The following is a 25882-nucleotide window of genomic DNA, read 5'->3' as shown; positions in this document are numbered from 1 at the left end:
CGGTAGCATCGGAATTGTAAAATCTCGTCATATCATGTCCGATCGATTAACCATAATATCCCGGTCGGGGCGGGTTTTTGAGATTGTCAATTATTCGCAGGTATTGTTGATGAACCCGCCCCTACAAAAATCCCGATCGCTCGACCGGACATGATAAGCTGTGCATTTAAATTGTCTGTCAAAAAAAATCCAAGTCTTGTGGGGTGGGCGTCCCGCCCGCCCTGAATATACAATTTAAATGCGCGACAGCTTATCATCAGCTTTTTTACTGACAATCAACGGTCAACCGTCAACCCTCAAGTTTTCGCTACTTAATAGTCTTGAACGTATCCATTTTCCCAGTAAATCGGTTGATAAACATCTGCAAAACAGTCCGCTTGCCAATATTGATATTAGAACTCACTGCCATTCCCGACTGCAAGTTAACCTCCACTTCATTTGCCTTGTCCTTGTTCAAAACAAACTTCTGATTGTTGAGCTTAATTTTGGTTTTGAAAGCGTAGTATTTCCGCAGTTCAGTAGGAGGCTCAGCATCGCTGCTAATCTCTATCACTTCACCCTCAGCAGTACCAAACTCCATCGCTGGGAAAGCTTCTACATTCACTTCCACAGGCACGCATTGGTATTTCGTCAAACCCAGTTTCTCTCTGTTAACTTCCTTCTCTGGACAAACGCAACTTTTACCTATTTCGCAGTCAATCTTTTCTCCGTCTAATTGCTTGCCGTGATACTGCTCCAATTTTGCCCGCTTCTGTCTCAAAGCATCCAATACTAGAGCCACATTGCTGTTTTCCAGGTAAACAACTGCTTCCAAACCGTTGTCGTCATCCAAAACTTTAAGCAGCTTTTCAGTTTGCTGCGCTTCGTAATAAGCTTCTTCGCAGCGTGCTGGGCGCGGTTCGCCCGGTTTCACCACCGAATTAATAATGGATTGGCATATCGGATCTTTCGCCATATCCAACTTAGCTTTCTCCTTCGTAGAAGGCTTCAAATCGAAGATAACACCGGATACCGGAGCTTTCAGAACTTGAGTGTCGCGGTTTTGTTGAGCCTTTTCTAGCTGAGCGTTCACCTCGGACAACTTTTTCAGGTTTTCCACTTTGAAGCGGCTTAGCTGAGAATCGCTGCTGGCAATTTGTTTCTCGTTTTCAGCAATTTTGCTGTAAAGTTCTTTTGCCCAGGAATCCTTGGTGTTTTTCAACTGTTCTTCGGCGCGGCTGATGGACTCCTGAATACGTGCTTGCTCTCCTTGCTGGCGCTGTATGTCAGCACTAATTTTTTGGATGTCACCTTGACGCGCGTTAATTTCACCTCGGCGGGTATTGATTTCACCGAGGCGTGTGTTAATTTCGCCTTTGCGAGAGTTGATTTCACCTTCACGCTGCTTGATTTGATCTTGTTGTTTGAGAACGTCGCTTTGGCCTCTGAAAACATCTTGCTCTTGACGTTCTTTTTGCAGTTCAGCAATGGCTCCTTCCTCCACCAGGGGGGCGAGTCTGCCTAGAATGTTTTGATTCGACTTCAATACTTGTTGCGATTTCGCTAACTGTTCTTGGGCCAAATCTTTCTGAGCCAGGGCTGATTTTACTTGCTCTTGCGAAGAACCTAACTGCTGCTGAGCATAATTTAATTGGTTCTGGGCAAAACCTAATTGTTGTTGCGCCACTGTCATTTGATCGCCGGCGGCTTTCTCAGCATCCTGAGCTTGCTTCAGTTGTTTTTCCAACTCCTGAACTTGGCCTTGGGCTGCCGCGACGCGAGACAGAAACTCCGATCGATAATTAACATAAAGTCCTTGCTGAGCAGCATCAAAATTTCCGCTGGCTCCCCGATTGAGGTACAGTTCGTCAATCAAAGCTTGCAGCACTTGATTTTGTGCCGTAAGGCTCTGTCTGTCCTTGATTGTTGATTCTAGGTTAGAAGGAACAGCGCCTTGAATTTTGCCGTTGACAACATCTTCGTAAAATTTATTTTCCTTTTCCAGAGCTTCTTTAGTTTTCTGAACCGATGTTAAATCGGCACTGGGTGCAAGGGGGTTGAAAGTGAGCAGAGGCTGGTTTTTTTCCACACGATCGCCATTTTCAATGTGAAGTCTCACCACTGCGCCCGTAGCAGGTGCTTGGATGTCTCTAGCACCATCTTTGAGCTCCAATTGGCCCACAGCGGGGACAGCTTGCTCTACGCTAGCAAAATAAGCCCAAACTACAGCAGAAGTGGTCATCAGCATGATCATCCACAAAAACAAGTGCGACCAAATCGCTGGTTTTTCGAGAATGACTGGTTGCTCAGAAAGTATTAACGATTTCATTGCCATTTGTTAGTTCTCAGTTGTTAAGCGTTAGTGATCAGTTGTGAGTTGTTAGAGATCAGGTATTCGATGACTCTTGTTGTTGGAAGAGGCAGTAGTAACGCCCTTTAAGAGCCATTAATTCTTTATGAGTTCCCCGCTCGACTACAGAACCTTGATCCATCATAATAATTACATCAGCGTTTTGGATGGTAGTCAGGCGGTGAGTAATGAAAAACACCGTGCGGCCGGCGAAAGCTTCTGCTAAGTTATTGCAAACTTGGCGTTCGGAATGGTAGTCGAGGGCGCTTGTAGCTTCGTCCAAAATCAGCAGTTTCGGGTTTTGCAAAATCGTGCGGGCGATCGCCAAACGCTGCCTTTGACCCCCAGAAAGCGACGAACCCCGCTCTCCGACTATCGTATTGTAGCCAGCAGGCAAGCCCATAATAAAATCGTGAGCTACCGCTAATTTTGCAGCTCGCACAATCTCATCCGTACTCGCATCGGGATTACTCAGAGCAATATTTTCCTGTACCGAGCAGTTAAACAGCAAAGTATCTTGCAGCACCACCCCAAGTTGGCTGCGGAGCGAATATAATTCCACCTTGGCAATGTCATAGCCGTCAACAAAAATCCGACCCGACAACGGCGGATAAAGACGCTGCAACAGCTTCATCGCCGTACTTTTACCCGAACCGCTTCCACCCACAATTCCCACAAAACTGCCAGCGGGAAATTCCAAATTAACATTAGCCAATTGCAGTGCCCCGCTCTCCAGGAATCGGAAGGAAACCTCCTCATAGGTAACCTGCCCTTGAATTGCCGGCAGCGGGATATTGCTGCGGTCTTCATCGCTGGTTTCCGTCGGCGTATCGACCACATCCTTAAGCATATCGATCGACATCGAGACTTCTTGGAAACTCTGCCACACGCTCACAAAACGCAGCAACGAACCAGTCACGTTTCCGGAAATAATTCGGAAAGCAATCAACTGACCCAAAGTAATCTCATTTCCCAGTACCAAATAAGCTCCCACCCACAACTGAGCTAAGTTACCCACCTGGTTTAAAAAGCCGCTAATCGTACCGGCCGTAGTCCCCGTGATAATTGTTTTAAAACTGGCTGTAATGTATTTTGCGTAGCGGCTCGACCACTCCCAGCGGGATTTCAATTCAATATTTTGAGCCTTAACAGTTTGAATCCCGCTGACTACTTCCACTAGATAAGATTGAGAGTCAGCAAAACGCATATTTCTCTGTTTGATCAGGCGCAGCACCAGCGGATTGATTAGAACAATCATCAGCCCCAGTATCGGTACCACTGCCAAAGATACAAAAGTTAGCTGCACGCTGTAAGAGAGCATAACGGCGACGTAAACCACCGAAAATACCGCATCGAGAACCACTGTCAGAGCTGTACTCGTCATGAATTCCCGAATCTGACCCATCATGCTGAATTTGTAGACCAAATCTCCCACGCGCCGGTTGTCAAAGTAATTCTGGGGCAGCCGGAGTAAGTGGTCGATTACCTCCGCACTCAATTTGACATCGATGCGGTTTGAGGTATCTATAAACAAAAAGGTACGCAAACCGTTGAGCAGTCCTTCAAACAGGGCAACACCTAACAGAAATGCTCCCAAAATATCCAAAGTGTCAATGCTGCGCTGACCTAAGACTTTATCAATAATTATTTGGCTGATTAATGGGTTGGCAAGACCAAATAACTGTACAAAAAACGAAGCGAGCAACACCTCAAAAAACACTGTCTTGTGTTCCATGAGGGCCGGCACAAACCACCAGAAGCTGAACTGCTCTTTTTGCTCAACTTGCGGAGCTTGCAGCAGCAGGACTTCTCCCTGTTCGCCCCATATTTCTTTAAACTGAGGTATCCGCTTCCGCATCAGCCCCTGTTCGGGCGTGGCGAGCACCAATTCTTGCTCGGTGATGCTGTAAATAATGGCAAAGCTATCTTGCCATTTAATCATTACGGGAGCTTTGATGCGGTTGATGGCTTCTGCTGGCACTTGCGCCAATTGGGGCGTGAGGCCGATGCTTTGGGCGATCGCCCCGCAGGCTTGCATACTGATAGAACCGGCGGTTTTTAACTGATTTTCTAGAACTTTGCGGATGATATCTCGACGAAATTTGAGGCCGAAATACTTGCTCAACATTTGGAAGCAAGCAAGCGGGCCCTCAATCTGCCCTTTGGCGCGGAAAACAGGGTATCTCCCGGCATCCTTTGGTTGGTCGGTTTTGGGTTCTGGGGGACGATCTGGGGCGTCTATAACCGTGATCGATGTTCCGTTGGGCGGATTCTGCCCTGGGCCTACTGTATCTGGCGTGCCATTTAATGAGTCTGTTTCGGGTTGGGCTTCGGGGGGTTCACGGAAGCCGACCAAGCGGGCTCCGAGGCGGCCTTCTACTTTTAAGGATTTGGCTGCGTTTTCCACAGAGAAGCGGCTGCCGGTGGGAAAGTCGCCCAAGACGCCGCTGCTGACGAGCCAAATTCGATCGGCATCTAGCTCTTTAGCGAGGTCTTGAGTTTTTTTGTTGCCGTTTGGTACGTTGACAACTGTCGCGTCTTGCCAAGCTTGCAGGGTGAGTTCCTTGAGATTGGAAGTGCCGTCGGCTTGGCGCTGCAACTCCAGGCTCAACAGTTCAAATACTTCGCTCAAGGAACAGTGTTCGCGAAAGGCTTCTCCAAAGGTCGGCTGTTTTTCCAGTACGCTCAGGAAATCTTCGGCAGGTAGGACGATCGCGATCACATCTGTAGAGGCGATCGCCGTTTCGCAGGGCACTCCCCTGAGCAAGCCAGCCCAGCCAAGGATTTCCTTCGACTGAACCAAGCGCAAACTTACGTGGCGCTGCGAACGCTGGTCAAAGCCCAGCAGCCGGGCCTGGCCTTGATAGATAATTGCCACCTGAGTCGGCATTTTTTCCCGTTCAAACAGGGGCTGCCCCGTCCGGTAGCCGAGGAGTTGGCATTTAGCCACCAAGGCTGACATAGCCGTCTCTGAGAGTCGGTCAAAGGGAGGTGTTTGAGCTAGGAAATCCTGAATTTGGGAGAGGGAAACAGCGGAAGAAGTCATCCGATTTTAGATTTTAGATTTTAGATTTTAGATTGAATCCACAGATGAATCCGGAGGCTTTTTGTCAGGATGCTACGCTTTTTAAAGTCTCCACGGATAAATCCGGGGGCCCCAGACGAAATTGCTTTCGGTCATGATATTGAAGACACGGAGGAGAGGGGCTGTAGCGGGCCTATTTGCGATATTTGTTCGGCGAGCCAGCTTTCAAAGAGTTCGTTAATCAAGTGCAGCCGCATCGATTCATCGAGCTGGGCCGGCATGAACTTTTCTAGTCGAATAATTACCATCCATTCTGCCAGAGGACGAGGCGTCCAGAGTTGATTTGGCTGGCTGACGGACAACAGTTTGCTGATTGCCGGGTGGGGCTGGCTGAGGGGTACAGGGCCCAACAAGCCACCGGACTTGGACTCGGGCCCTTCGGAATAGTCGCGAGCCACTTCGGCAAAGGTTTGTTCCCCTTCCAGGATGCGAAAGTAAAGTTCGTTTGCCAGTGCTGGATTTTTGGTGCGTACCAGGGAATAGACTACATGGTCTAGGCTGGCTTTGCGGGTTAAAAAATAATTATCTACTTTAGGTCTCCAAGTGGCTTGCTTAAATTTTTCGAGCAGCAAGGGCCTAACGGCCATCTCTTGAAGTTCTTCTTCCGTCATGTTTTGGCCGCGCAGCCAAGCTTCTTTGGCTTCGGGGGCTGTCAGTTGGTGTTGTGCCAGAAAGTTCTCGACGGCGGATTTGCGTTCTTCGTCGCTGCAACTAAAGGATGCGATCGCTTGGTCTACTATTACACCCCGCAAGAATTGTGGCATCAACTGATACCGCTTCAGGAGCGATGGCATATCCTGAGCTTGCAGTAATTTATCGCCTATTTGAAAAAGTCCTGTCATTTTTTTATCTCCAACTGACTTGCGCTTCCCCTTTTAATTTAGCTGTGGCAGGAAAAGAGCGACAACCACTAACCCCTCGATTCCCCGATGATAGCAGACCGTCAGTGGGCTAGCGCTATTGCTGTCTATTTCTTGACGCTCTGCCTAGCGAGGGGTTCCCCGCGGGTCTCATAATGGTAGCGGGATGCGAGAGTGGGAGAGTGGGAAAATCTTTACTTCTGCCATCTTCCTTCTTGCCTCAACATCCATCCGTTAGATCCCGTACACTGCTTAGTTGCTGAACTTCCTTCTTCCTTCACTCTCGGAATAGTCTTTCAAAGAGTGTTCCCAGTTGGGTCGAGCAAGCGCGACTGTCGAGATATTTGGGGTTTGCCGCCATTTTTTGCTGGATTCGATCGCGGTAGTGCCGGCGCAGTTCTGGGTTGGTTCCCAGTGCTGTGCTCAGATCTAAATAAGAGTTCTCGCTGTTTGCTACCAGTTCCGGAAGTAGCAGTTCTTCGAGCACGGCGGCTGATTGTCGCGATCGAGTTGTTTGCCCTTTTCTTACCACTACAGGCAACCCTGCCAACAGCGGTTCTGCTAAGGAGCAGGCACTGCTGTATGGATAGGAGTCTAAATATATATCAGCCAATTCCAGACATTTTATGCAATCTGCGCGAGATGGCAGCGCCTTAATCACAACTAAGCGCTTTTTGTCAATACCGTATTGGGCAAAAAGCGATCGAATTTGGTTGTAAAAAGGCACTGTCGGATAGTTTTCATTGCCGGAACTAAAGGGATACAAAACTAAAATAGAATTTGGTACCGCCACAATAATTTTTGCCCAAGTTTCTCTCAATTCTGGGATAATTGTAAAAGCTTGAGCGCCGGACATGAACACTACAGATTCCTCAGTGGCTCCCCAACTGCTACGAGTCGGTTCAACTATGGCAGATGCCGATCCTAAACTATAGCTTAAACAAACTCCTGAGCCTTTTAAAGTAATTAATTTTTCGCGATACTCTGCAGCAGTATCTGTCGGCAATGTCAAATCTCCGGCAATGAAATAATCAATATTTCGGGCGCCCGTGGTTGCGGGGGTTGATGCACCGCTAGCTATTTGCACCCGTGCTAGTCGGTGCAGGCACAGCAGCGCGCTTGGTTGAGAAGTGTCGGTGGTATTGGTGCAAATTAGCAGAATATCTAAATCGTGCGATCGAATTTCTCGGACTTGCTGGGGCAAATCTTCTGACAGTTGCACCAGTTTGTCGGCGCAACTTTCCCAATATTTCCCCAGTCGCTCGTCTTGTACCTGGAAATAGTACACGATAATTTCAAATTTGCTTCTATCTAAATATTCAAAAGTGGGAATTGCAGCACGAGTCTCGGATTCATAACTAATTTTATCAAGCAAAAAGCCAACTCGGATTTTAGTTGTTTCAGGTTCTCTCTGAGCAAAATTCCATTCTATTTGACAGCCGATATTTTTCAAATAAAATTCCATAATATCAGCTCGCTGAATCAATATATTGAGCAGATTTTCCTCGCTCAAATACAAAGCTTGGAAGCTAACTGTTGTCGCAATAAAAGCCGCCAAATAACGCCACACTTCTGAATCGGGAAAACTGGCGATATGAGCAGCGACATACTTGATCAACTGCTGGAAATATTCAGAGTACCTTTCTATTTCCCAGTTTTGTTTAAAATAACCGGGAGACTGAAAGATAAATTTCAAAAAGTCGTTAAAAAACCACTGGGGAATCGCTGCATTGTTATACTCAAGTGGCAACTGATAAGCGTCGCGGTACAGCATCGCTGCGAGGAGATATTGAATCTTCTCGGCAATTTCCCCTCCTTCAGCAAGTTTGGAGGATAACTGCTGGACAAAACTTTGTTCTTCCTCAGTTAAAGTTTCATTTTTGAGGGCGCTATCTAGGAGCAATTTATGAGCTTTCCCCATGTCTTTCAAGTAAGCACTTTCTAAATTTTTCGCTGGCAAATTCAGCCAATATTCAGCTAGCTGTTGGCGATAGGCGCGCAGCGCGAGAAGAGGCTGTTTTGAGGGGAATTTATTGTATTGCTCAAGCATTGCTGACAATGCCGATAAACTCGGCTGGGTTCTCAATGCCAGCTTTTGGCGGATTGTCTGTTTGATTTGTTGATCCAGGAAACTGTAATCAGGACTATTTAGTAGTTTTTTGTAAAATCTTACTACATCCTTATGATTTTCCCCAGCCGCGAAGTTTTTCCAAGTTTGTTGTTCGGGATGAATCCGCAGTGAGGACAGTTTTTCATCTACAAATCCGATGTGATAGTTCCCCATGATTCGCCACCACATATCTAAGTCTACATACTGAGATAATCCCGAATCAAATAATCCTATTTCTTCAAAGACTCGCGCGGCAATTAAGACGGTACTCGGTTCGCCAATTTTGTTTATCGGGTTGCTCAGGCAGTTAGTATCAGCCAGTAATTCTTTTCCGGGCTGAATAGATTTTAAATTCGACCAACTTTTATGCAAATCTTTAATTGATTGGGAAGCTAGGCGCAAAATCGGGTTAGATTCATTGTCAGCTATGGTGATGCCACGCGGGGAGAAAACCATACCTATTTCTGGGTTTTGTTGGGCGACTGCGACCATTTTTTCAATACCTTCTGGTGCGAGCAAGTCGTCTTGAAACAGAAATTTAATGTATTGACCTTTTGCTTGGGATATGCAGAAGTTCCAGTTTTGTGATAAGCCGTAGTTGCGGTGCAGTACGATGCGGAAATCGAGTGAGGTTTGCGATTGGAAGGATTGGGCGATCGCAATTGTTTCGTCTGTGGAACCGTCGTCGGATACAATCAGTTCTATGTTAGGGTATGTTTGGGCGATCGCACTTTGAATCGCTTCGCCAATAAATGCCGATCCGTTGTATGTCGGAATACAAATACTAACTAAAGGTGGTGCATTTTTTACTGTCGCTGGCTGAGACGCTTTTTTCCGTATTCCGCGATCCAAGCTTTTGAAATTATCTGTAATTTCGGCAATATATTCGAGACGGTTTTGAATTTTCCTCCCGACAGTTTGCGGATTCAGTAAAGTCTTAATTTCCTCAGCAGCTATTCTTCCAACTTGCTGAGCTTCCCGGTAATTGTTGAAGACATGACGCATTAAATCAGCAGCGTGTTCGACATCCGCCTCGGCCCAAACATTGCCTTTTTTGTAAGGCCCGCAATCTTTCTCAATTGGGATTAACTTATACTTGACTAAATAGCTATTGCCGACATTCATAAATTCTGTATTTGATGAATAGCCCGTGGCAATTACGGGTTTGCCGTAAAACATGGCTTCAGCCATTGTTAAGCCAAATCCTTCGCCGCGGTGCAGGGATACATAACAGTCGCAATTGTAGAGCAAACCGTTAAGTTTATTTTTGGACAAATACCCGTCTAGATGTTTGATATTTGAATTATTGGCTATGGCTGAGTTTAAGGATGCTTGCGCCGCTGAAAACTTGTGGGAATTAGAAGATTTGATGACCAATAATACGCTGTTATCTTCCCCAAAAGCTTGTTTAAATGCTTGAATTGTCGCTAAAGTATTTTTGCGCTCGATGTGGCTGGAAAAGTCGAATACAAACAATAAAATAAATTTATTTTTCGGTAAATTCAGTGCTTCTCTGTTCAGGGAAGGTGCGGGAAGAGCAATACTGGGCATGATTTTGATGACGGGAATTGGCGCAAGTGCAGAAATTGCCTCGGCGCAATAGTTGCTGTAAGTCCATATTTCGTGAAAGTGATTAAATGCTGGCTGCCATTCCGGGGGAAATGCGGGAAGTTCCCAGGCCCAAAAGCCGATATTGTATTTGTTTTCAAAATAGGTGAAACCTGTATGTTTGATAAAGGTTGCAACTTGATCGGCGTTGACTTGAATTAAGTTTACGGGATGGGGATTATCTTGGCTAAAATTTTGATAGGTGGTGTCTTTCTTGCGGTGGGGACTGCGGGTAAAATTGTTTATGGCGAAGGGAATCCCGGCGGCTTCTGCAGCCCTGATATTTGCTCTGACACCTTCTCCTATGCCAAATTCGCCGTTAATGTAGCCGGCGATGTTCATTCCTAGATTAGGGTTCATAGTTTCTAATGTATTTAGCACAGTGTAGTGTGGATTTTTTGAGAAAAAGCAGTATTAATTGATCAGCTCAATTGGGCTAAAAAAGGGTATGGTAGAGAAGAAATTATAATTTTGCCGAATATTTGCTAACATATAGCAATCCTGGAGGATTGGTGAATAAGATTTAAAGGAAACGCTCTTAACGCCGACCAAGAGAAGAGAAAAGAAAAAAAGTTCGCAACGGAGAATTTAGCGCTTGACAAAGATAGCGATCGCCATTGTATACTGGCATCGCAATGCTAACCTTCGGCTGGTTGTCTGTCGGCATGGGTTGCTCTGTTTTATTTTAGGATAAACTAATCAGGAATTTTAGAGAAAGTGATCGATCGCGCCAACCACGACCTCTTGAAGCTGCTACCGCCGGATGCTAAAGTCATTGTCGAAATTGGCTGCGGTACGGGTTCGACGGGCGAACAGTACAAGCTGATCAATCCCCATTGTCAGTATATTGGCATTGAATGCGATCGAGAAAAAGCTAAAATTGCCGTTGATCGGCTAAACTGGGTGACTGTAGCCAATATTGAAGAAATTGCCATCGAAAGTCTCGACCTCGCTCCAGGAACCGTCGATTGCTTAATTTTCGGCGACTTGCTACCGTATCTGAAAAATCCCTGGGAAGTCCTCAAGCAGTACAGTGGTTTGCTGAATCCAGAGGGGCAAATTCTCGCCAGAATCCCCAATGTTCAATACTGGCGGCGAATTGTCAATCTGCTGCGCGGACATTGGGAAAATCCCGACAGCAAGATGCAGCACTGGTTTACCCTAGAAAGTATTAAATCACTATTTGCTCAAGCCGGATTGCAGGTTTACGAATTTCAAGGGAAGGGACACAAAACCGAAAATTTTGTCCACTTTCAGGAATTACTACATCCAATGGTAAAGGCTTTAGAGCTAACATCGAGCAGTTTTGCTACGGAAACGGGTGCTGAACATTATATCGTGCGATCGACCAAATCGACCGTACCTGCGCGCAGACTGCTGATTCAGACTATCATTATGGCTCCTACAGGGTGCGATCGCGTGCGAGTTTTGGAACCGGACAAATTTAGCACCACAATTCCCGGTGTCCGCACCGTATCCGGCGTGAAAACAGCAGGATTAATTCCCCCCCTGCCGGGAGAAGAAAAAGTTTTCATCTGGCAGCGGACAATTATGCAATATCCTGCCTACATTCCCCAACTCAAAGAACTGTTGCAACAAGGCTATTTAATAGTAGCTGAAATTGACGACAATCCCATCCGCCGCCGCGAATATGCAGATAATAATTACCTCAGCTATCGCGGCTGTCACTGCGTGCAAACTTCTACAGAACCCCTCGCAAAAATTTTGCGGCACTACAATCCAAATCTTGCCGTTTTTCCCAATCAATTAGCTTATCTACCTCCGCCGCGAATTTATCCGGCAGAAGATACAGTAACAATTTTTTTTGGTGCACTCAACCGCGAAAAAGATTGGCAGCCGATTATGGCAGCACTCAATCGAGTTTTAGTCGCACACAAGCACCGGATTCGAGTTAAAGTAATCCACGACCGCCGATTTTTTGAATCCTTGGAAATACAGCAAAAAGAATTTGAACCATTTTGCAGTTACGAACGGTATCAAGAAATTATGTACAGTTGCGATATAGCTTTGCTGCCGCTTGTTTCCAACCCGGTTAACGAAACGAAATCCGACTTAAAATTTATTGAATGTGCAGCGCGGGGAGTAACGGTTTTGGCAAGTCCCACCGTGTACGAACATTCGATTGTCGAAGGTGAAACCGGATTTATTTATAGATATGAAAAAGAGTTTGAAACCAAACTAAATTCGCTGATATCTGACACTTCTCTGCGCCGGGAAGTAGCCGCGAATGCTTACGAATGGGTGCGGGACAACCGCTTGCTGTGCGGGCACTACCGGCAGCGCCGAGATTGGTACTTACAGATGCGGGACGAGTTGCCACGTTTAAATGCTGAGTTGCGCGATCGCCTGCCGGAGTTATTTGGTGACTAAATGCGGTAAAATTTATAGGCTATTGTGCGATCGTTCTGTTTTATTGTTTAATTTCTAATTGTTAATCCACACCAATGCGAATTCTATTCACTATTGCTCACTTTTACAATCCCAGCGGCGAGGGGAAACACGCTTCGCAGCGAAATGATCCGCAACCGCGACTCAATGCTTTAACCGCTTGCGTGACATCGCTGCAAGCTTTGTACGGCAAATCTCAGTCCATGATTGACATTAGCGAATGTGCAACTATCCCAGCAAATCAATCTCAACAGCACGAAATTGACATTGTGGTTTGCACTACTCAAGGCTATCATCTGTTGCCTCAACTGCCAGTGCAGCCCAGATGTTTTATGCACCACGCTACAAAATGCGAACCGCTGCTGTTGGGTTTTGAGTGTCAAGCAGTTTTGCGAGCGTGTCTTAACAAATACGATTATTTCTGTTATTTGGAAGATGATTTAGTTCTGCATGATCCGTGGTTTTTTAGTAAATTAAAGTGGTTTACACATCACGGAGGAAATGGGAATTTGCTGCAACCTAATCGCTATGAAATATCGCCTAAAGGCGCGGTTTTTAAAGCATATGTTGATGGTGATTTAGCAGAATCAGCAACTTCTCCGTTTCAAAAAATAGAGGAGCAGCGGCAGTTAATGGGAAAAATCATGGAACAAACAGTCGCTTTTGAGCGAGCTTTGAATCCTCATTCCGGCTGCTATTTTTTGAATGCGGAACAGATGGCACACTGGGCTAAGCAGTCTCATTTTTTGGACAGAGATACTAGCTTTATCGGCCCGCTGGAAAGTGCCGCGACTTTAGGAATTATGCGGACTTTTAGAGTTTACAAGTCAACTCCTTCCTATGCTAATTTTTTGGAGATTCAACATTTTGGAACGAGTTTTCTGAATTTGATTGGTAATAAGGTGAGGGTGCCGGAAGCAGGATGAGTTAAGATATCCACGTAAGCTGCAATACTTGAGAGGTCGCATGACCCCGGCAACCGAAAAAATTGTCCTTCCCTCTCCTTTCCCCGACCACACTCAACTGCCAGAGGAAGACGGCACTTTTGTGAAGAATTTTCAGGAGCATCCCCAGAGTATTATTTTGACTGATTCGATCGGGTCGGTGTTGCAAGGGCTTCATCCCGACGGGCAATATGCTATGGGGCAAGACTGTGGCATCTACTGGCGAGAAACTGACCCGCTTGAAAAGGGAGCAGAAGCTCCTGATTGGTTCTACGTGCCGAACGTGCCACCAACATTAGGAAATCAGATCCGTCGCTCTTACGTGCTGTGGCGGGAATTCATGGCTCCGATGATTGCTTTGGAGTTCGCATCGGGAGATGGTTCAGAAGAGCGGGACACAACCCCACTATCGTACTCGGAAGTTGGAGCGGCGCAAAGGCCTGGGAAGTTTTGGGTATATGAGCGGATCATGCGGATTCCGTATTATGGGATTTATGAAATCAATAATGGCAGACTGGAGGTTTACAACCTGAAAAATGGGTTTTACCAGCAGTTGCTTCCGAACGATCGCGCTCATTATCCGATCGCGCCAATGGGCGTAGAATTAGGACTGTGGCAAGGCAGTTATCAAAACCAGACAATGCTGTGGCTGCGGTGGTGGGACAGCGAGGGCAATTTGCTGCTGACAGGTACAGAACGAGCTTCCTTAGCAGAGCAGGCTTTGAGTGCAGAAGCGCAAGCACGGCGGGATGCTATCCCTCGGTTGTTGGCAATGGGATTGAATACAGAGCAAGTGGCAGAAGCGCTGGGTTTATCAGTAGAGGAAGTTAGCCAGCATTCACAATCTTAATGTCGCTTTTGATTAATAAGAAGTCAAAACATCCCCGATTTTAACTGTGCCGCTGTTGATAATTTTGGCTAAAACTCCGGTTTGCGCGTGACCGAATTCCTGTTGCAGTAAACTGAGTAAAGAAATATCCCGATCGCCTGTTTCTGGATTCACTTCTATATTGACGCAGCGACCGATGCGTGCTGTAACTTCTATGCGCGCCGTGCCTAATTGAAACTGTTTTCCAATCAACTCAAATTCTGACCAAGCTGCCATACCTTCTAGCACAATGTTCGGGCGAAATCTGCCCACGTCAATGTTTTGAACAGCAATTTCTGTTAATTGGTCTAATGTGGCTTGACTGAGTAAAGAAATGTGTACGGGTTCTCGATCGGGATAGCGAGTTTCGCCGCTGGTGTCGCCCACTAACTGCAAAGGTGCAAACTGCGGGTGTCTCGCTTCTTTTGTGGATTCAATTGCGGCCAGATATTCTGTGAAAAAAGCGCCGATGCGATCGCGCCCCGCTGCTGTGTTCGTTTCGGCGGATAACACTGCAACTCCTTCACGCTTGACTGTTAAAACGGCCGTTTCCGGTTGATAATCACATTTTAAAGCTGCTAACAAAGGCCAATCGTTTTGGACAGCAAAATTTTTTTTGCTCATCCAAGGCATATTTTGGGCAGGCATCTTTGCAGCTTCAAGATTATCTGCAAACATTAAGGCAAAAGCTCGATCGCCCTTAATTCCGTGTCCTGCTGTTAAAGCAAACTCCGACATTTCTTGCGGCGTCAGCCCTTTAATTGGATAAATAAATAACTGTTTTATTGTTGCTAATGTCATAAACTTTTCCGAAGTTAGTAGAATTTTAACTTTCACTCTTGTCCCCCCTTACTAAGGCGGGCTAGGGGGGTCGAAGCTATTTCACAAACATTAATAAAATTGCTATAAAACCGGATTAAGCTAGCAATTCATAGCGACGGATATCTGGAGGTCCAACGGCCAAACCGTCTAATTTCTGCACGGCGTCTTGAATGTGAGTTGAACCGAGATGTAGTTCGAGCAAATCTGCACTTTCCCACTCTTCAACGAAGGTAAAATCTGTGGGATCGGCTTGATTTTGCAGGAGTTCGTATTTGATGCAGCCTTTCTCTTTGCGAGTAGGCTCCATAATGCTCAGCAGCAGAGATTTAAGTTCTGCTACTTTGTCGGGAAACGCGACGAGGCGGGCGACTACTCGCAAGGTTGTTTTGGACATAGGAGAAAAAAGTCACAGATAGGACGATCGAATTTACCGATTTTTATTTGGCAAACTCAACAATACATGATTTTACTTAAAGTAACCTAAACAGGTCGATCGGTCAACCGCAGTAAAATCAGTCCAGGACGCGCTCAAGTCTCAGAAACCCGGTTTCTTGCCAAATTCTTCGTTACTAAGCGCAGAGCGTTGTATAAACCGGGTTTCTTGAGATATTTTGGCAAATACCCGAGCCACTCAATCTTTGGGATAAAATCGCTTGTTTTCTGTAGAATATTCCCAGGCGAGATCCTCCGGGTCTTTTTCCCGACTCCACTGAGCAAACTCCGGCTTAAGTTTCCACTTGCCGATCGTAGTTGCGTGAACTTTGAACCTGCGGGAGAGTTCCGTCTGGGTAAAAGAGATTTTGGGCTTTTCAGGAGTCTTGGTTTGAGCAATGGGGAATAAATTGGGTTTTTTATCTTGTGCTTTTTCCCGATTTGTGGGAGGCTCTTGAACAGCTATTACCGCATTAGCTGTTTCGCTTTGATTGACAGGTGGAGCTATTTGAAAATAATACAAAATTCCGCCTTGTTCCGTCACTTCAAAATCCGCTGCAAACTCAGAGGCTCGTTCGTCGAGATACTCTTGAACCTTTTCTCCGGGGAGTTTCGCATTCATCGCCAAATCCAAAGCCGTAACTCGCCCTTGATTTTCCTTGATCAACTTGTAGAAAACCGAGTCTAAATGAGCGAGTTTATGTTTTTGCTGCTGCTGATAGAGCTTGTAAGCCCAAGCAACGCCCGCTGTGGTGGCGATCGCCCAAAACATCGTTCCCGACTCGAAACTGGCAACCGCCGTCAAGGAAATAGGCAAAAGCAGGGTAAGATATCCCCAAATGCTTCCCTTCTGTAGGTTATTGCTGTTTTTGACCATAGTTCCTAAACAGGTACGTAGTTTAGCTTAGTAGAGCGTGTCTGAATGCCGCGAAAGTTTTTCGACAGTCGATATATCGGCTAATCGCTGACGCACTCTACGACAAAATCCCACAATCTACTTTTTTTGCAACCGAGGGCTCATGTACTTTTTTCGCAAACAGATTGCCATCCTGCTGATAGTTGTTGCTTGCTGTACGCTGACGATTAGTTGCAGCGATAGCCGAGCTGTCCAGTGTACTAAATTTACTGAAATTGTCAACAAAGGCAACGCTCTCCTTGATGTTGATAAAGACAGCAACGATGCTGCAACGACCGACAATTTAGCTAAAAATTTGAACCTGATAGCTAAAGAACTTGAGGATCTGCGAATAACCGATCCAACCCTCAAAGAAATTCAGGAGCCATCGGTTAAATCCTTCCAGGAAATTAGTCAAGCACTGGGCGACATAAGCAAAAGTCTTCAGGCTGGAAATCTCGCTTCTACAAGTATAGAAGGTCGAGAGCAAATCCAAACAGCTCAAGCAGATATTATTAGAGCCGGACAGCAGGCGAATCAAGCAGCCGCAAATCAAGACGCTTTGACTAGCAAACTGATTAATTATTGTAAGAGCGATCGCTAAAAGCTAATAGTTTTGAGTTTTGAGATGGCCACGCGAACCCCAACAACGCACAACGGGTGAATGAATTTGAGGAATGCGTCGCCTTCACCTACTATCTACCCCTTTGCAATTACCCAATTTAGTGATGAATTTCTAGATTCAAAATATAGCGACCGAGTTGTACTTTCTCCGACCACAATTCGTATTCTAACCGCAAGTGTTCCGGTTCCGGCTTTCCTGTCAGCGTCAAGTTGCGAGTGAAGTTGCGAAGTCGCAACTGTTCGGGAGTCGCCAGCGATTCGCCCTGAAGCCAATAACGGCTCAGGCCGTACATTCCTCGTTCCCAGCAGTGGCGGTAACTGTATTTGCCGTTTCCTTGCATAGTCATAATGACTCGGTAGGGCGAAACTTCTAGCCAGAGCAACCGAGGTTTTGTAGTTGGGGGCAAGATTGTAACTTGCTCGGCAGATTCGTCGGAGCCGTCGGAAAATTGGCGATCGATTATTGCTGGTTCGTGTAACAACAAGTGAAAGCGATCGCGGTCTTTTTGATAAAGCGTACCAGCGGTTTCAACAACTGACCACAATGGTAAATCTGTGGATACCAGCGATAAACTTACAGGCTTGCGGTGATGCGTCAGCATAAATAAAAGTTTAGGAGTAGTTGTGGATCGGGGGGTTTGAGATTTGAGATTTTAAGCTTTAGATTTTAGATTTTAGATTAGCTGAGTTCCAAATTCCGGAGCTTTTGCTTAAAAAAATGAAAAATCTACAACTCGCAATCGAAAATCTAAAATTGTTTAGTCACAACTCAATCATCTGGTCGATAACTGAGAGCAGGAAATGAAATCTAAGCAGATACACGGATAATATTTGTGAAATTAAGGTGAAATTAAAGTGAAATCCGTGCCGTTGCGTCCGCACTCCTGTGTCCTAGATAACTGACAGCAGAGTCTCAGGGCGAGTTTCATCAGCTTTTAAGTTAACCGGACACATTGGGAAAAAACCCGCAGGCCGTACAAAAGATGACTGACTTAGGACTGGGAAAAAGGTAGGATAGCTAACGCCATCCAATCCTAGTTTATCTCAATGCAAGCTGACATTATCACTACTACGCTTCTTGACAAAAGCCAAACTTTAAGCATTCAAAAACCGGCATCGGGCTTGTCGCTAGTGGGGAGGATTCGAGTTCCGGGCGATAAGTCGATTTCTCACCGAGCTTTGATGTTGGGTGCGATCGCCCAAGGTGAAACTACTATTGAGGGACTACTGCTAGGAGAAGACCCCCGCAGCACCGCTAAATGTTTCTCGCTCCTGGGAGCCAAAGTTTCTGAACTCAACGCGGAACGGGTGACAGTCCGGGGCGTTGGAATTGGCGAGTTAGAGGAGCCGGTGGAAGTCTTGGACGCGGGTAATTCCGGCACGACGATGAGGTTGATGTTGGGAATTTTAGCCTCTCATCCGGGGCGTTTTTATGCGGTAACGGGTGACAGTTCTTTGCGATCGCGGCCGATGTCGCGCGTCATTAAACCGCTGCAACAAATGGGAGCGCAAATTTGGGGCCGAAAAAGTAATTCTTTAGCTCCTTTAGCGATACTCGGACAGCAGTTAAAACCAATTCACTACCATTCTCCGATCGCCTCGGCTCAAGTTAAATCTTGCATTTTGCTCGCCGGTTTGATGGCAAGCGGAGAAACAACAGTCACAGAACCCGCTCTGTCGCGGGATCACAGCGAGCGGATGCTGCGAGCGTTTGGAGCCCAATTGAGCGTCGATCCAGAAACTTGTAGCGTGACAGTCACTGGGCCGACACAACTGCAAGGGCAGAATGTGATTGTACCGGGGGATATTAGTTCGGCGGCTTTTTGGCTAGTTGCTGGCGCGATCGTCCCAGGTTCCGAGCTCGTAGTCGAAAATGTCGGCGTCAACCCAACTCGTACAGGTATTTTGGAAGCTTTGGAAATGATGGGCGCGGACATTGAACTGCAAAATCAGCGAGAGGCGGCGGGGGAACCTGTAGCGGATATTTTGGTTCGTAGTTCCGGCCAATTGCGGGGATGCACCATTGCTGGCGACTTAATTCCCCGACTGATTGACGAAATTCCAATTTTGGCAGTAGCGGCAATCTTTGCATCGGGTACTACAATAATTCGAGATGCGGCCGAGTTGCGAGTCAAAGAGAGCGATCGACTGGCGGTGACTGCTGCAGAACTCAACCGCATGGGAGCCCAAATTTCCGAGTTACCCGACGGTTTAGAAATTACCGGGGGAACTCCTTTGACCGGCGCGGATGTAGACAGCTACACCGACCACAGAATCGCCATGAGTTTGGCGATCGCAGCCCTCAATGCCACAGGTATTACTAACATTCACCGGGCAGAAGCTGCTGCCATTTCCTACCCCGACTTTACCACCACTTTGCAACAAGTTTGCCATCCAAATTAAGATTGGGCATTGGGCATTGGGCATTGAGCATTGGGCATTGAGCATTGGGCATTGAGCATTGGGCATTGGGCATTGGTTGCTGGTTACTTGTTATCGGTTATTGCTATAGCCTCACAAATAACAAATAACCACTAACTAATGACTAATGACCAATGACTAATGACTCCCTCTAAGAATCTTTACCTACAACTTGTTCTTTTAAAGAATCAATTTCCGTTAACAACTCTTGGCGGTTAGAAGCCTTGAGCAGATAGCGGTAAACAAACCAGCCCGTATATCCCATCCCAATCAACTCAAAAACTGGAGCTACCAAAGGGACATCATTAAGGGCACCTAAAACTCCCAGCATTACCTTAATACTAATACCGCCTGCCAGAATTAAACCAACAGTTATGAGGGGCTTTTGGTAGTCAGCAAAAAAATTAGAGAGATAGGCGGGAAGTTCCGACAAAATTGTAATAACTTGGTCTTTAATATCTTGGAACTGGCTCGTCGGTGTTTCTGTGGTTGTCACTGTAGTCATGACCCCCGGTTGGTCAGCCACCAGGTCTACTGTGACGACTTCAGTGATGGTTTGTGTCTCGTCCGAAAAGTTAGCTTGTGTCATTAGATACTTCCTCCGTTGTCAGGTAAAATTGCAGGCTGTGAATTGCTGCCAGTATAATTCTCCGGCAATTAGCACAGCATCCGCGCTGCAGGGACTAATTGATGAGACTAAGGCAGAGTTTCACAAATTGCAAGCAAAAATAACGATATGACTTGATTTTAAACAATTGCCTTCCCTGCCAAATCGGTCTTTTGACTCATTTTTTCACTTGATCGAGGTTGATTTGATTCGGGCAAGGGCGTCCTTGTTCAAAGTCGGTGATATTGGCGATCGTGGTTTCGGCGATATTTTTCAAAGCTTCCTCGGTGAAAAAAGCTTGATGTCCAGTAATCAGGACGTTGGGAAAAGTCAGCAAACGTTGAAAAACGTCGTCTTGAATGACGTGATTTGACAAATCCTCAAAAAACAGATCCGTCTCTTGTTCGTAAACATCTAAGCCGAGGTAGCCAATTATACCAGATTTCAGTGCTTTGGTAACAGCTTTAGTGTCAATCAACTGACCGCGGCTGGTATTGATCAGCATCATCCCCGGTTTCATTTGCTCGATCGCCTCTGCACCGATTAAATGGTAAGTTTCCGGTATCAGCGGACAATGGAGGCTGACAATATCAGAGGCGCCGAAGAGTTCCGGGAGGGCGACGTATTCCATGCCTAGGGCGAGGCAATCTACGTTTTGGAAAACATCGTATCCCAGCAGGCGACACCCGAATCCGTGCAGAATTTGGGCAGTAATTGCGCCAATTCTGCCCGTTCCGACGATTCCCACGGTTTTGCCGTGGAGGTCAAAACCCAACAGGCCGTCTAGGGCGAAATTGCCTTCGCGGACGCGGTTGTAGGCCCGGTGGATTTTGCGGTTGAGGGACAAAATCAGAGCGACTGCGTGTTCCGCGACGGAGTAGGGAGAATAAGCAGGAACTCGCAGGAGAGTTATATCTAAATCCTTCGCTGCTGCTAAATCGACGTGATTGAATCCGGCGGATCTCAGGGCCAGCAAGCGGACGCCTTTTTCGGCGATCGCCCCGAGCGTTTTCGCGTCCAAGCAGTCGTTCACGAACGCGCAAACGGCCGGAAATCCAGCAGCCAAAACGCTGGTTTCCAGGGTCAGATGCGGTTCAAAAAAAACCAACTCGTGTTGACCGCCGACATTGGCTGCTGTCAGAAAAGTGCGATCGTAGGATTTGGTATTAAATACGGCTACCTTCATGATTTTTGCCTGCAAATCCAGTATATAGTTGGAAATTCTTTCCAGATTCACTCTAAATTTTACTAGAACGCCCTTGCCCCAAACAACCCAGTTTCCCTGAGAAATATTGAGTTTCGCAACCATAGCATCTCTGAAGACACCAAATTTTTAGCCCTAGGGCAAGTCCTGCTTAATTTTTTGAATCTAATTGCTTAGACTGTAGTAAAGCGCGATCGTAAATTGCTAAGTTTTTAGGATAAACTCAGATGCGTAAAAAAATCAAAACTATAATTTATGAGATTTTAGAAACCTCAGACTCAAGCAATTTATACAGTTTAGCAGATGATGTTGTCATAACTGGTTTAATTCTGATCAACGTCGCAGCTTTTATTGCTTCTACTTCGCCCACCTTGTCGCCAGAGTACACATCGCTTTTGGCAAACATCGAAATTGTTTCCTCCTTCGTATTTACCATAGAATATATTTTGAGGCTGTGGGTGTCTACAGTCGATCGCAGATACAGCCACCCGCTGTGGGGAAGATTGAGATATGCTCTTACACCGCTAAGTTTGATAGATTTAATTTCCATCTTACCTTTTTACTTCTTGCTGGTATTTCCTAGTTTAAACTTCGTTAATTTAATTCGTGTCCTGCGCTTGTTGCGCTTGCTAAAAGTGAGCCGTTATTCAGAGTCAGTACGAACTCTGGGAGCAGTATTGTACGCTAAAAAAGAGGAGTTGATTGCCACTGCATTGGCCGTTTTTATTCTGTTAATATTTGCCTCTAGCATCATGTATTTTGTTGAATACGAGGCACATCCCAAAGCTTTTGGCAGCATCCCCGATGCAATGTGGTGGGGAGTTGTGACATTAACTACTGTTGGTTACGGCGATATTTATCCAATCACTCCTTTAGGGAAATTGTTAGGAGCCATGTTAGCATTTTTGGGAATCGGAATTTTTGCGTTACCCGCAGGGATAATTGCTGGGGGTTTTTCTGAGGAACTACAAAAGAGAAAGCCGGAAAAAAGGGCTGAAAATTTAGAGAAATTTGCGGATTGTCAATCGGTCAAAATGCTGGCGGAAATCGAGGTCGGTTTTGAAGAAAAGCAAAAGGCGATCGCACTTCACATCGAAAGTTCATCAGAGTTGATGAAAATGTGTGTTCAAATGGCAAGACAGAAGTTAGGAAGTGAGTTTAAAAATGAACAAATTCTGCGCGATTTAGCTATTTATCTGTACAATGAAGCCGTCCGCAAGTTCGAGCTTTAATTACAGATATATACAGCCTGTGATTGCTACCCAATCCTTACCATAGTGAGCCAATTAAAGCAATCAGTTGGGGTTAGTTATTACTGCTTTATCTAATTACTGATGACCCATGGTTAATTACCAATCAGGCGGCAAATTGTAATATTCGAGAGTTGATTTGTCTGCCAGCAAATCTTCAGTTTGCCGATCGACCTGAATCTGCCCATCAGCCAAAATTAACGCCCTTTGAGTCGTTTTCCCGATCCAATTCAAATTGTGGGACGCGATCAAAATTACCTCGATCGGCAATTGGGACAAAACTGACGCCAAGTGACGCCGCCACGAGGGGTCGAGTCCGTTAGTCGGCTCATCTAAGATTAAAATTGTCGGCTCTAATGCTAAAATTGCTGCCAAGGCTGCTAACCTTCTTTGACCTCCCGAAAGTTCGTGGGCCGAACGGTTGGCAAATTCTACTAAACCAAATTCGTCTAATAGGGCTAAAGCTCGATCGCGCGCAACTCCCGGCGGCACTCCGTAATTGCGCGGCCCGAACATAACATCCTCTAAAATAGTGGGCATAAATAGCTGGTCGTTAGCGTCTTGAAAGCAAAATCCAATCTGCCTGCGCGCCTGCGATAACGTCGCCTCTTCCAACTTTTTTCCCTGCACTCTAATCTCACCGGATTGAGGCATTTTTAATCCGATCAAGTTTTCGAGCAAAGTGCTTTTACCAGCACCTGTCAGGCCGAGTAAAGCAACTCTTTCTCCCGGTTGCAAACTAAAAGAAATTCCCCGCAATATTGGCTTTTGATCGGGATAGCCAAATATTAAGTCTTGCACTTCGATTGTTGGTGCGGATTTGAGATTAGTCATCCGATTTTAGATGTTAGATTTTAGATTGAATAATTTCAACTCGTTCCCAGGCAGAGCCTGGGAACGCAAATCGGTCGGCTCTGCCTCCACTTTTCCTCCGCAAGAAGCGAGGCACAGCCTCTGGAGATCGATTCCTAGGCAGAGGCGGGGAACACGTTAAAAAGCCCAATGCCCAATTACGAATAACCGTAAGAAGCTATTGTTAATCCGGCTGCTATTAAAATTGTTAGTGTCAGCCAGAAGCGCTCTTTTGGTGTCGATTTTGAGTCGGTGGGCAAACTTCCTTTATAGCCGCGAATTAGCATGGCTGCGTGTACTCTTTCTGCCCGATCAAGACTTCGCAAATAAAGCGCTCCGATCATGGAAGCACTGGCGTAACGCAGCCATCCTCCGGTACCGGACAAGCCCCGGAGTTGGGCAGATATTTTCATGCGGTTGACTTCGGCCAGGAGGATTTCTAAGTATTGTCCTGTTAAAAGTACAATCTCTTGCAAACCTCCTGGTAGGGGTAATCCTTTGAGGGCGATTCCGAAACTGTGGGGTGGCAAAGTTAGCAGAAAACTGTTCATAATTAGCAGGCAAATTAGGGAACGCAGCAACAGAAAACTGGCTCGTTCCCAACCTTGGGGTAGCACTAATAAGGAGAGAAAAAGCAATTCTGCTCCCAACAGTTGCGCTAGGGTTCGCACCGGAGCCCTGAGCCAAAACGACCAAAAAAGTGCGATCGCCCCATAAATTCCCAGCCACAGCCAAGCGCCTGTCTTCAGAAAACCCATGCCAATCACAATTGTGAGAGACACTCGCAATCGAAAAGGTATGGAGAGTTTAGACATCTTTAGGTTTTACCACCAACTGAGCAATCCCAAAAGCCGCGCCGAAGCTGAAGGCAGACCCTAAAAGTCCAGCAATGCTAGTACCAATAGGCTGTTCTTCTAATCCTTTAACTGTGTAATCTGCTAAAGGAGTGGGATTTTGGATCGCCACAGCTTCTTTATCTTTAAAGCCGTACTTTTCGGCTACCGCTTCTAACCCGTCAGGCCAACTTGAAGCAAACAGTGAAAGCACCCCGGAAATTAATAAAACTCCGATTACTGGCACTACCCATTTCTGCAATTGCGGCTGTTCTCCCGGCAGTAAATCCGGCCGCACTTTGACGAGATAAGTTAACACGCCGCCTGTAATTACCCCTTCGCCAATCCCAATTAAAATATGTACCCCTACCATTGCTGGCAATGCGGTATTGAGTCCTACTGTTCCCGAAATTGCCAATTGGATCGCCACAGTAATCGAAGCAGCCACGACGCTGAGGCCAGCGGCGATACCCGCGGCTAGGGGCAAACGATTTCTGGAACCTCCCAAAAGTTGCTGCAATGGCTGCAACAGCCACCAGCCAACCCAAATGCCCACTAGCCCCATGTTAAAAATATTGGCTCCCAAGGCGGTGATGCCCCCGTCGGCAAACAAGACGCTCTGAATTATAAAAACTGTGCTCATCGCTAAAGTTGCCGCCCAAGGGCTCCCCAAAACGACGGATGCGAGCGCCCCTCCCAACAAGTGGCCGCTGGTGCCGCCGGCTACGGGAAAGTTGACCATCTGGGCTGCAAACACGAAAGCTGTGGTTAAGCCCATGATTGGTGCTTGTCTGAGTCCCAGACTGGCGCGGGTTCGATTCAGGGCAACTGCGATTGCTGCTGCACTTGCTATGCCGGTGGCAACGGCTACTGGCGGTGAAAGAAAACCATCAGGTATGTGCATTGATGTATCCAAACGAGAGAACTTGCAACTCTTTAGTCAACTATTTTTTACAAAAATTTAAAACCCCCTCTGGGGGCATTAATGCGATCGAGCGATCGGGAGATTTGCGGCGGGCGATCGCTTATTGGATATAGATTAGCGCCTCATGGGCAGAATTTCGAGGATGAGAAATTTTACATTAAATAATCCTGAAGAATTATTCGGATAACCGAGCACCCCCACATTCAAGCTTTTTGATAAGAATTATCAATGTTTGTTTACAGATTCAACTGCAAAATGTATTTACCATCAAGCTCAAGCAAGAATTTAAAAAAAATATCAAGAAAAAACTGAAAATCCCTAATTGGTTTTATTCCCACTCTTGAGAATAACTTACATTAAATTTTTGACCGAAAGCATCCAGGATACAAGCCCCCGGATTCATCCGTGGAGAAATAAAAAACCTGTATCCGATGAAAATTGCCCCCCGAATTTATCCGTGGGGTCAATGCTTCAATTCTAAAATCTAACATCTAAAATCTAAAATCGATTGACTTTTCCCATCGCAATGTGGCGCGTTAGCCAAAAAGAAAAGTTTCGCGGTTTTCATGTCAAGTCTTTGACAATCGAGGGGCAAAATCCCGCTAATGCTGCTGCTAATGCTGTTGCTAATGGGCTGACCCAAACAGTTATTGCGAGTAGTAGTGCGCTTGCGGCTGCAAATAATTCGAGTTTAGCTGTTGACAGCCAAAAACAACTGCCTGACAAGGGGAGCATCCCACTTTGGCGATCAGTATAAATACTCAGGCAATTGTCTGGCTAAGCTGATGGCATAATAGAAAGCAG

General features: G+C 46.2%; 21 protein-coding genes. 8 read left to right on the top strand and 13 right to left on the bottom strand.

Annotation, left to right across the window (positions count from 1 at the left end; genetic code table 11):
* Positions 1-307: 307 nt before the first annotated feature.
* The 4 genes from QUA74_RS04000 to QUA74_RS03985 form a co-directional block, all read right to left on the bottom strand.
* Complete coding sequence (locus QUA74_RS04000) at positions 308-2308, bottom strand: chromosome partitioning protein ParA (protein ID WP_333325191.1); 2001 nt, start codon at positions 2306-2308, stop codon at positions 308-310.
* 58 nt (positions 2309-2366) lie between these two features.
* A complete protein-coding gene (locus QUA74_RS03995) occupies positions 2367-5375 on the bottom strand; it encodes a peptidase domain-containing ABC transporter (protein ID WP_333325189.1) in 3009 nt (1002 codons plus the stop codon).
* A 131-nt stretch (positions 5376-5506) separates the two neighbouring features.
* A complete protein-coding gene (locus tag QUA74_RS03990; RefSeq protein ID WP_333325187.1) occupies positions 5507-6256 on the bottom strand; it encodes a peptidylprolyl isomerase in 750 nt (249 codons plus the stop codon).
* Between the two features lie 295 nt (positions 6257-6551).
* Positions 6552-10352 carry a glycosyltransferase gene (locus tag QUA74_RS03985; protein WP_333325184.1) on the bottom strand — a complete coding sequence of 1267 codons (3801 nt, stop codon included), beginning with the start codon at positions 10350-10352 and terminating at the stop codon, positions 6552-6554.
* Positions 10353-10709: 357 nt separating this feature from the next.
* On the opposite strand from QUA74_RS03985, the gene QUA74_RS03980 reads away from it, so the two are divergent.
* The 3 genes from QUA74_RS03980 (at position 10710) to QUA74_RS03970 (ending at position 14195) form a co-directional block, all read left to right on the top strand.
* Complete coding sequence (locus tag QUA74_RS03980) at positions 10710-12383, top strand: methyltransferase domain-containing protein (RefSeq protein WP_333325182.1); 1674 nt, start codon at positions 10710-10712, stop codon at positions 12381-12383.
* A 74-nt stretch (positions 12384-12457) separates the two neighbouring features.
* The gene (locus tag QUA74_RS03975; RefSeq protein WP_333325179.1) at positions 12458-13327 is read left to right on the top strand and encodes a calcium-binding protein; all 870 of its coding nucleotides are present in this window, start codon (positions 12458-12460) and stop codon (positions 13325-13327) included.
* A 40-nt stretch (positions 13328-13367) separates the two neighbouring features.
* On the top strand, positions 13368-14195 hold the full coding sequence (locus tag QUA74_RS03970) for a Uma2 family endonuclease (protein WP_333325177.1): 828 nt from the start codon (positions 13368-13370) through the stop codon (positions 14193-14195).
* A 12-nt stretch (positions 14196-14207) separates the two neighbouring features.
* Here QUA74_RS03970 and QUA74_RS03965 read toward each other — a convergent pair whose 3' ends face one another.
* From QUA74_RS03965 to QUA74_RS03955, 3 genes are all read right to left on the bottom strand, one after another.
* Positions 14208-15014 carry an MOSC domain-containing protein gene (locus QUA74_RS03965; RefSeq protein ID WP_333325174.1) on the bottom strand — a complete coding sequence of 269 codons (807 nt, stop codon included), beginning with the start codon at positions 15012-15014 and terminating at the stop codon, positions 14208-14210.
* A gap of 115 nt (positions 15015-15129) precedes the next feature.
* On the bottom strand, positions 15130-15429 hold the full coding sequence (locus QUA74_RS03960) for a putative quinol monooxygenase (RefSeq protein WP_006632217.1): 300 nt from the start codon (positions 15427-15429) through the stop codon (positions 15130-15132).
* Between the two features lie 237 nt (positions 15430-15666).
* Entirely contained in the window at positions 15667-16344 is a 678-nt protein-coding gene (locus tag QUA74_RS03955) for a hypothetical protein (RefSeq protein WP_333325172.1), read from the bottom strand.
* A 142-nt stretch (positions 16345-16486) separates the two neighbouring features.
* Here QUA74_RS03955 and QUA74_RS03950 point away from each other — a divergent pair, with 142 nt between their 5' ends.
* Positions 16487-16966 carry a hypothetical protein gene (locus QUA74_RS03950; protein WP_333325169.1) on the top strand — a complete coding sequence of 160 codons (480 nt, stop codon included), beginning with the start codon at positions 16487-16489 and terminating at the stop codon, positions 16964-16966.
* 118 nt (positions 16967-17084) lie between these two features.
* Here QUA74_RS03950 and QUA74_RS03945 read toward each other — a convergent pair whose 3' ends face one another.
* Complete coding sequence (locus QUA74_RS03945; protein WP_015174064.1) at positions 17085-17588, bottom strand: hypothetical protein; 504 nt, start codon at positions 17586-17588, stop codon at positions 17085-17087.
* A 445-nt stretch (positions 17589-18033) separates the two neighbouring features.
* Between QUA74_RS03945 and aroA the strand changes: the two genes are divergently transcribed.
* Positions 18034-19389 carry a 3-phosphoshikimate 1-carboxyvinyltransferase gene (aroA, locus tag QUA74_RS03940; protein ID WP_333325166.1) on the top strand — a complete coding sequence of 452 codons (1356 nt, stop codon included), beginning with the start codon at positions 18034-18036 and terminating at the stop codon, positions 19387-19389.
* A 169-nt stretch (positions 19390-19558) separates the two neighbouring features.
* Here aroA and QUA74_RS03935 read toward each other — a convergent pair whose 3' ends face one another.
* Positions 19559-19996: a CAAD domain-containing protein gene (locus tag QUA74_RS03935; RefSeq protein WP_333325163.1), complete on the bottom strand. Its 438-nt coding sequence runs from the start codon at positions 19994-19996 to the stop codon at positions 19559-19561.
* 196 nt (positions 19997-20192) lie between these two features.
* Positions 20193-21200, bottom strand: coding sequence for a 2-hydroxyacid dehydrogenase (locus QUA74_RS03930; RefSeq protein ID WP_333325573.1), 1008 nt, complete (start codon positions 21198-21200; stop codon positions 20193-20195).
* Between the two features lie 245 nt (positions 21201-21445).
* Between QUA74_RS03930 and QUA74_RS03925 the strand changes: the two genes are divergently transcribed.
* A complete protein-coding gene (locus tag QUA74_RS03925) occupies positions 21446-22450 on the top strand; it encodes an ion transporter (protein WP_333325160.1) in 1005 nt (334 codons plus the stop codon).
* Between the two features lie 117 nt (positions 22451-22567).
* Here the strand turns inward: QUA74_RS03925 and QUA74_RS03920 are convergent, their stop codons facing one another.
* The 3 genes from QUA74_RS03920 to QUA74_RS03910 form a co-directional block, all read right to left on the bottom strand.
* Entirely contained in the window at positions 22568-23302 is a 735-nt protein-coding gene (locus QUA74_RS03920; RefSeq protein WP_333325158.1) for an ABC transporter ATP-binding protein, read from the bottom strand.
* Positions 23303-23478: 176 nt separating this feature from the next.
* Complete coding sequence (locus tag QUA74_RS03915) at positions 23479-24135, bottom strand: energy-coupling factor transporter transmembrane component T (protein ID WP_333325156.1); 657 nt, start codon at positions 24133-24135, stop codon at positions 23479-23481.
* Entirely contained in the window at positions 24128-25057 is a 930-nt protein-coding gene (locus tag QUA74_RS03910) for an energy-coupling factor ABC transporter permease (RefSeq protein ID WP_333325153.1), read from the bottom strand. The genes QUA74_RS03915 and QUA74_RS03910 overlap by 8 nt, the downstream gene beginning before the upstream one ends.
* On the opposite strand from QUA74_RS03910, the gene QUA74_RS03905 reads away from it, so the two are divergent.
* Both QUA74_RS03905 and QUA74_RS03900 read left to right on the top strand, forming a co-directional pair.
* Complete coding sequence (locus tag QUA74_RS03905; RefSeq protein WP_333325150.1) at positions 25057-25191, top strand: hypothetical protein; 135 nt, start codon at positions 25057-25059, stop codon at positions 25189-25191. The genes QUA74_RS03910 and QUA74_RS03905 overlap by 1 nt on opposite strands.
* Before the next feature lie 395 nt (positions 25192-25586).
* Positions 25587-25835 carry a hypothetical protein gene (locus QUA74_RS03900; RefSeq protein ID WP_333325147.1) on the top strand — a complete coding sequence of 83 codons (249 nt, stop codon included), beginning with the start codon at positions 25587-25589 and terminating at the stop codon, positions 25833-25835.
* Positions 25836-25882 lie beyond the last annotated feature (47 nt).

Origin of the sequence: Microcoleus sp. LAD1_D3, assembly GCF_036702135.1 — a bacterium.
GTDB lineage: Bacteria > Cyanobacteriota > Cyanobacteriia > Cyanobacteriales > Microcoleaceae > Microcoleus.
The sequence above is the reverse complement of the archived record's forward strand: the minus strand, read 5'-3'. Positions and strand labels throughout refer to the sequence as shown.

Bases quoted from the DNA above. Each gene is read 5' to 3' on its own strand.
- QUA74_RS03910 (WP_333325153.1), bottom strand. From the start codon at position 25,057: ATGCACATACCTGATGGTTTTCTTTCACCGCCAGTAGCCGTTGCCACC.
- QUA74_RS03975 (WP_333325179.1), top strand. From the start codon at position 12,458: ATGCGAATTCTATTCACTATTGCTCACTTTTACAATCCCAGCGGCGAG.
- QUA74_RS03965 (WP_333325174.1), bottom strand. From the start codon at position 15,014: ATGACATTAGCAACAATAAAACAGTTATTTATTTATCCAATTAAAGGG.
- QUA74_RS03990 (WP_333325187.1), bottom strand. From the start codon at position 6,256: ATGACAGGACTTTTTCAAATAGGCGATAAATTACTGCAAGCTCAGGAT.
- QUA74_RS03950 (WP_333325169.1), top strand. From the start codon at position 16,487: ATGTACTTTTTTCGCAAACAGATTGCCATCCTGCTGATAGTTGTTGCT.
- QUA74_RS03985 (WP_333325184.1), bottom strand. From the start codon at position 10,352: ATGAACCCTAATCTAGGAATGAACATCGCCGGCTACATTAACGGCGAA.
- QUA74_RS04000 (WP_333325191.1), bottom strand. From the start codon at position 2,308: ATGAAATCGTTAATACTTTCTGAGCAACCAGTCATTCTCGAAAAACCA.
- QUA74_RS03930 (WP_333325573.1), bottom strand. From the start codon at position 21,200: ATGAAGGTAGCCGTATTTAATACCAAATCCTACGATCGCACTTTTCTG.
- QUA74_RS03955 (WP_333325172.1), bottom strand. From the start codon at position 16,344: ATGGTCAAAAACAGCAATAACCTACAGAAGGGAAGCATTTGGGGATAT.
- QUA74_RS03925 (WP_333325160.1), top strand. From the start codon at position 21,446: ATGCGTAAAAAAATCAAAACTATAATTTATGAGATTTTAGAAACCTCA.
- QUA74_RS03920 (WP_333325158.1), bottom strand. From the start codon at position 23,302: ATGACTAATCTCAAATCCGCACCAACAATCGAAGTGCAAGACTTAATA.
- QUA74_RS03960 (WP_006632217.1), bottom strand. From the start codon at position 15,429: ATGTCCAAAACAACCTTGCGAGTAGTCGCCCGCCTCGTCGCGTTTCCC.
- aroA (WP_333325166.1), top strand. From the start codon at position 18,034: ATGCAAGCTGACATTATCACTACTACGCTTCTTGACAAAAGCCAAACT.
- QUA74_RS03995 (WP_333325189.1), bottom strand. From the start codon at position 5,375: ATGACTTCTTCCGCTGTTTCCCTCTCCCAAATTCAGGATTTCCTAGCT.
- QUA74_RS03970 (WP_333325177.1), top strand. From the start codon at position 13,368: ATGACCCCGGCAACCGAAAAAATTGTCCTTCCCTCTCCTTTCCCCGAC.
- QUA74_RS03945 (WP_015174064.1), bottom strand. From the start codon at position 17,588: ATGCTGACGCATCACCGCAAGCCTGTAAGTTTATCGCTGGTATCCACA.
- QUA74_RS03935 (WP_333325163.1), bottom strand. From the start codon at position 19,996: ATGACACAAGCTAACTTTTCGGACGAGACACAAACCATCACTGAAGTC.
- QUA74_RS03915 (WP_333325156.1), bottom strand. From the start codon at position 24,135: ATGTCTAAACTCTCCATACCTTTTCGATTGCGAGTGTCTCTCACAATT.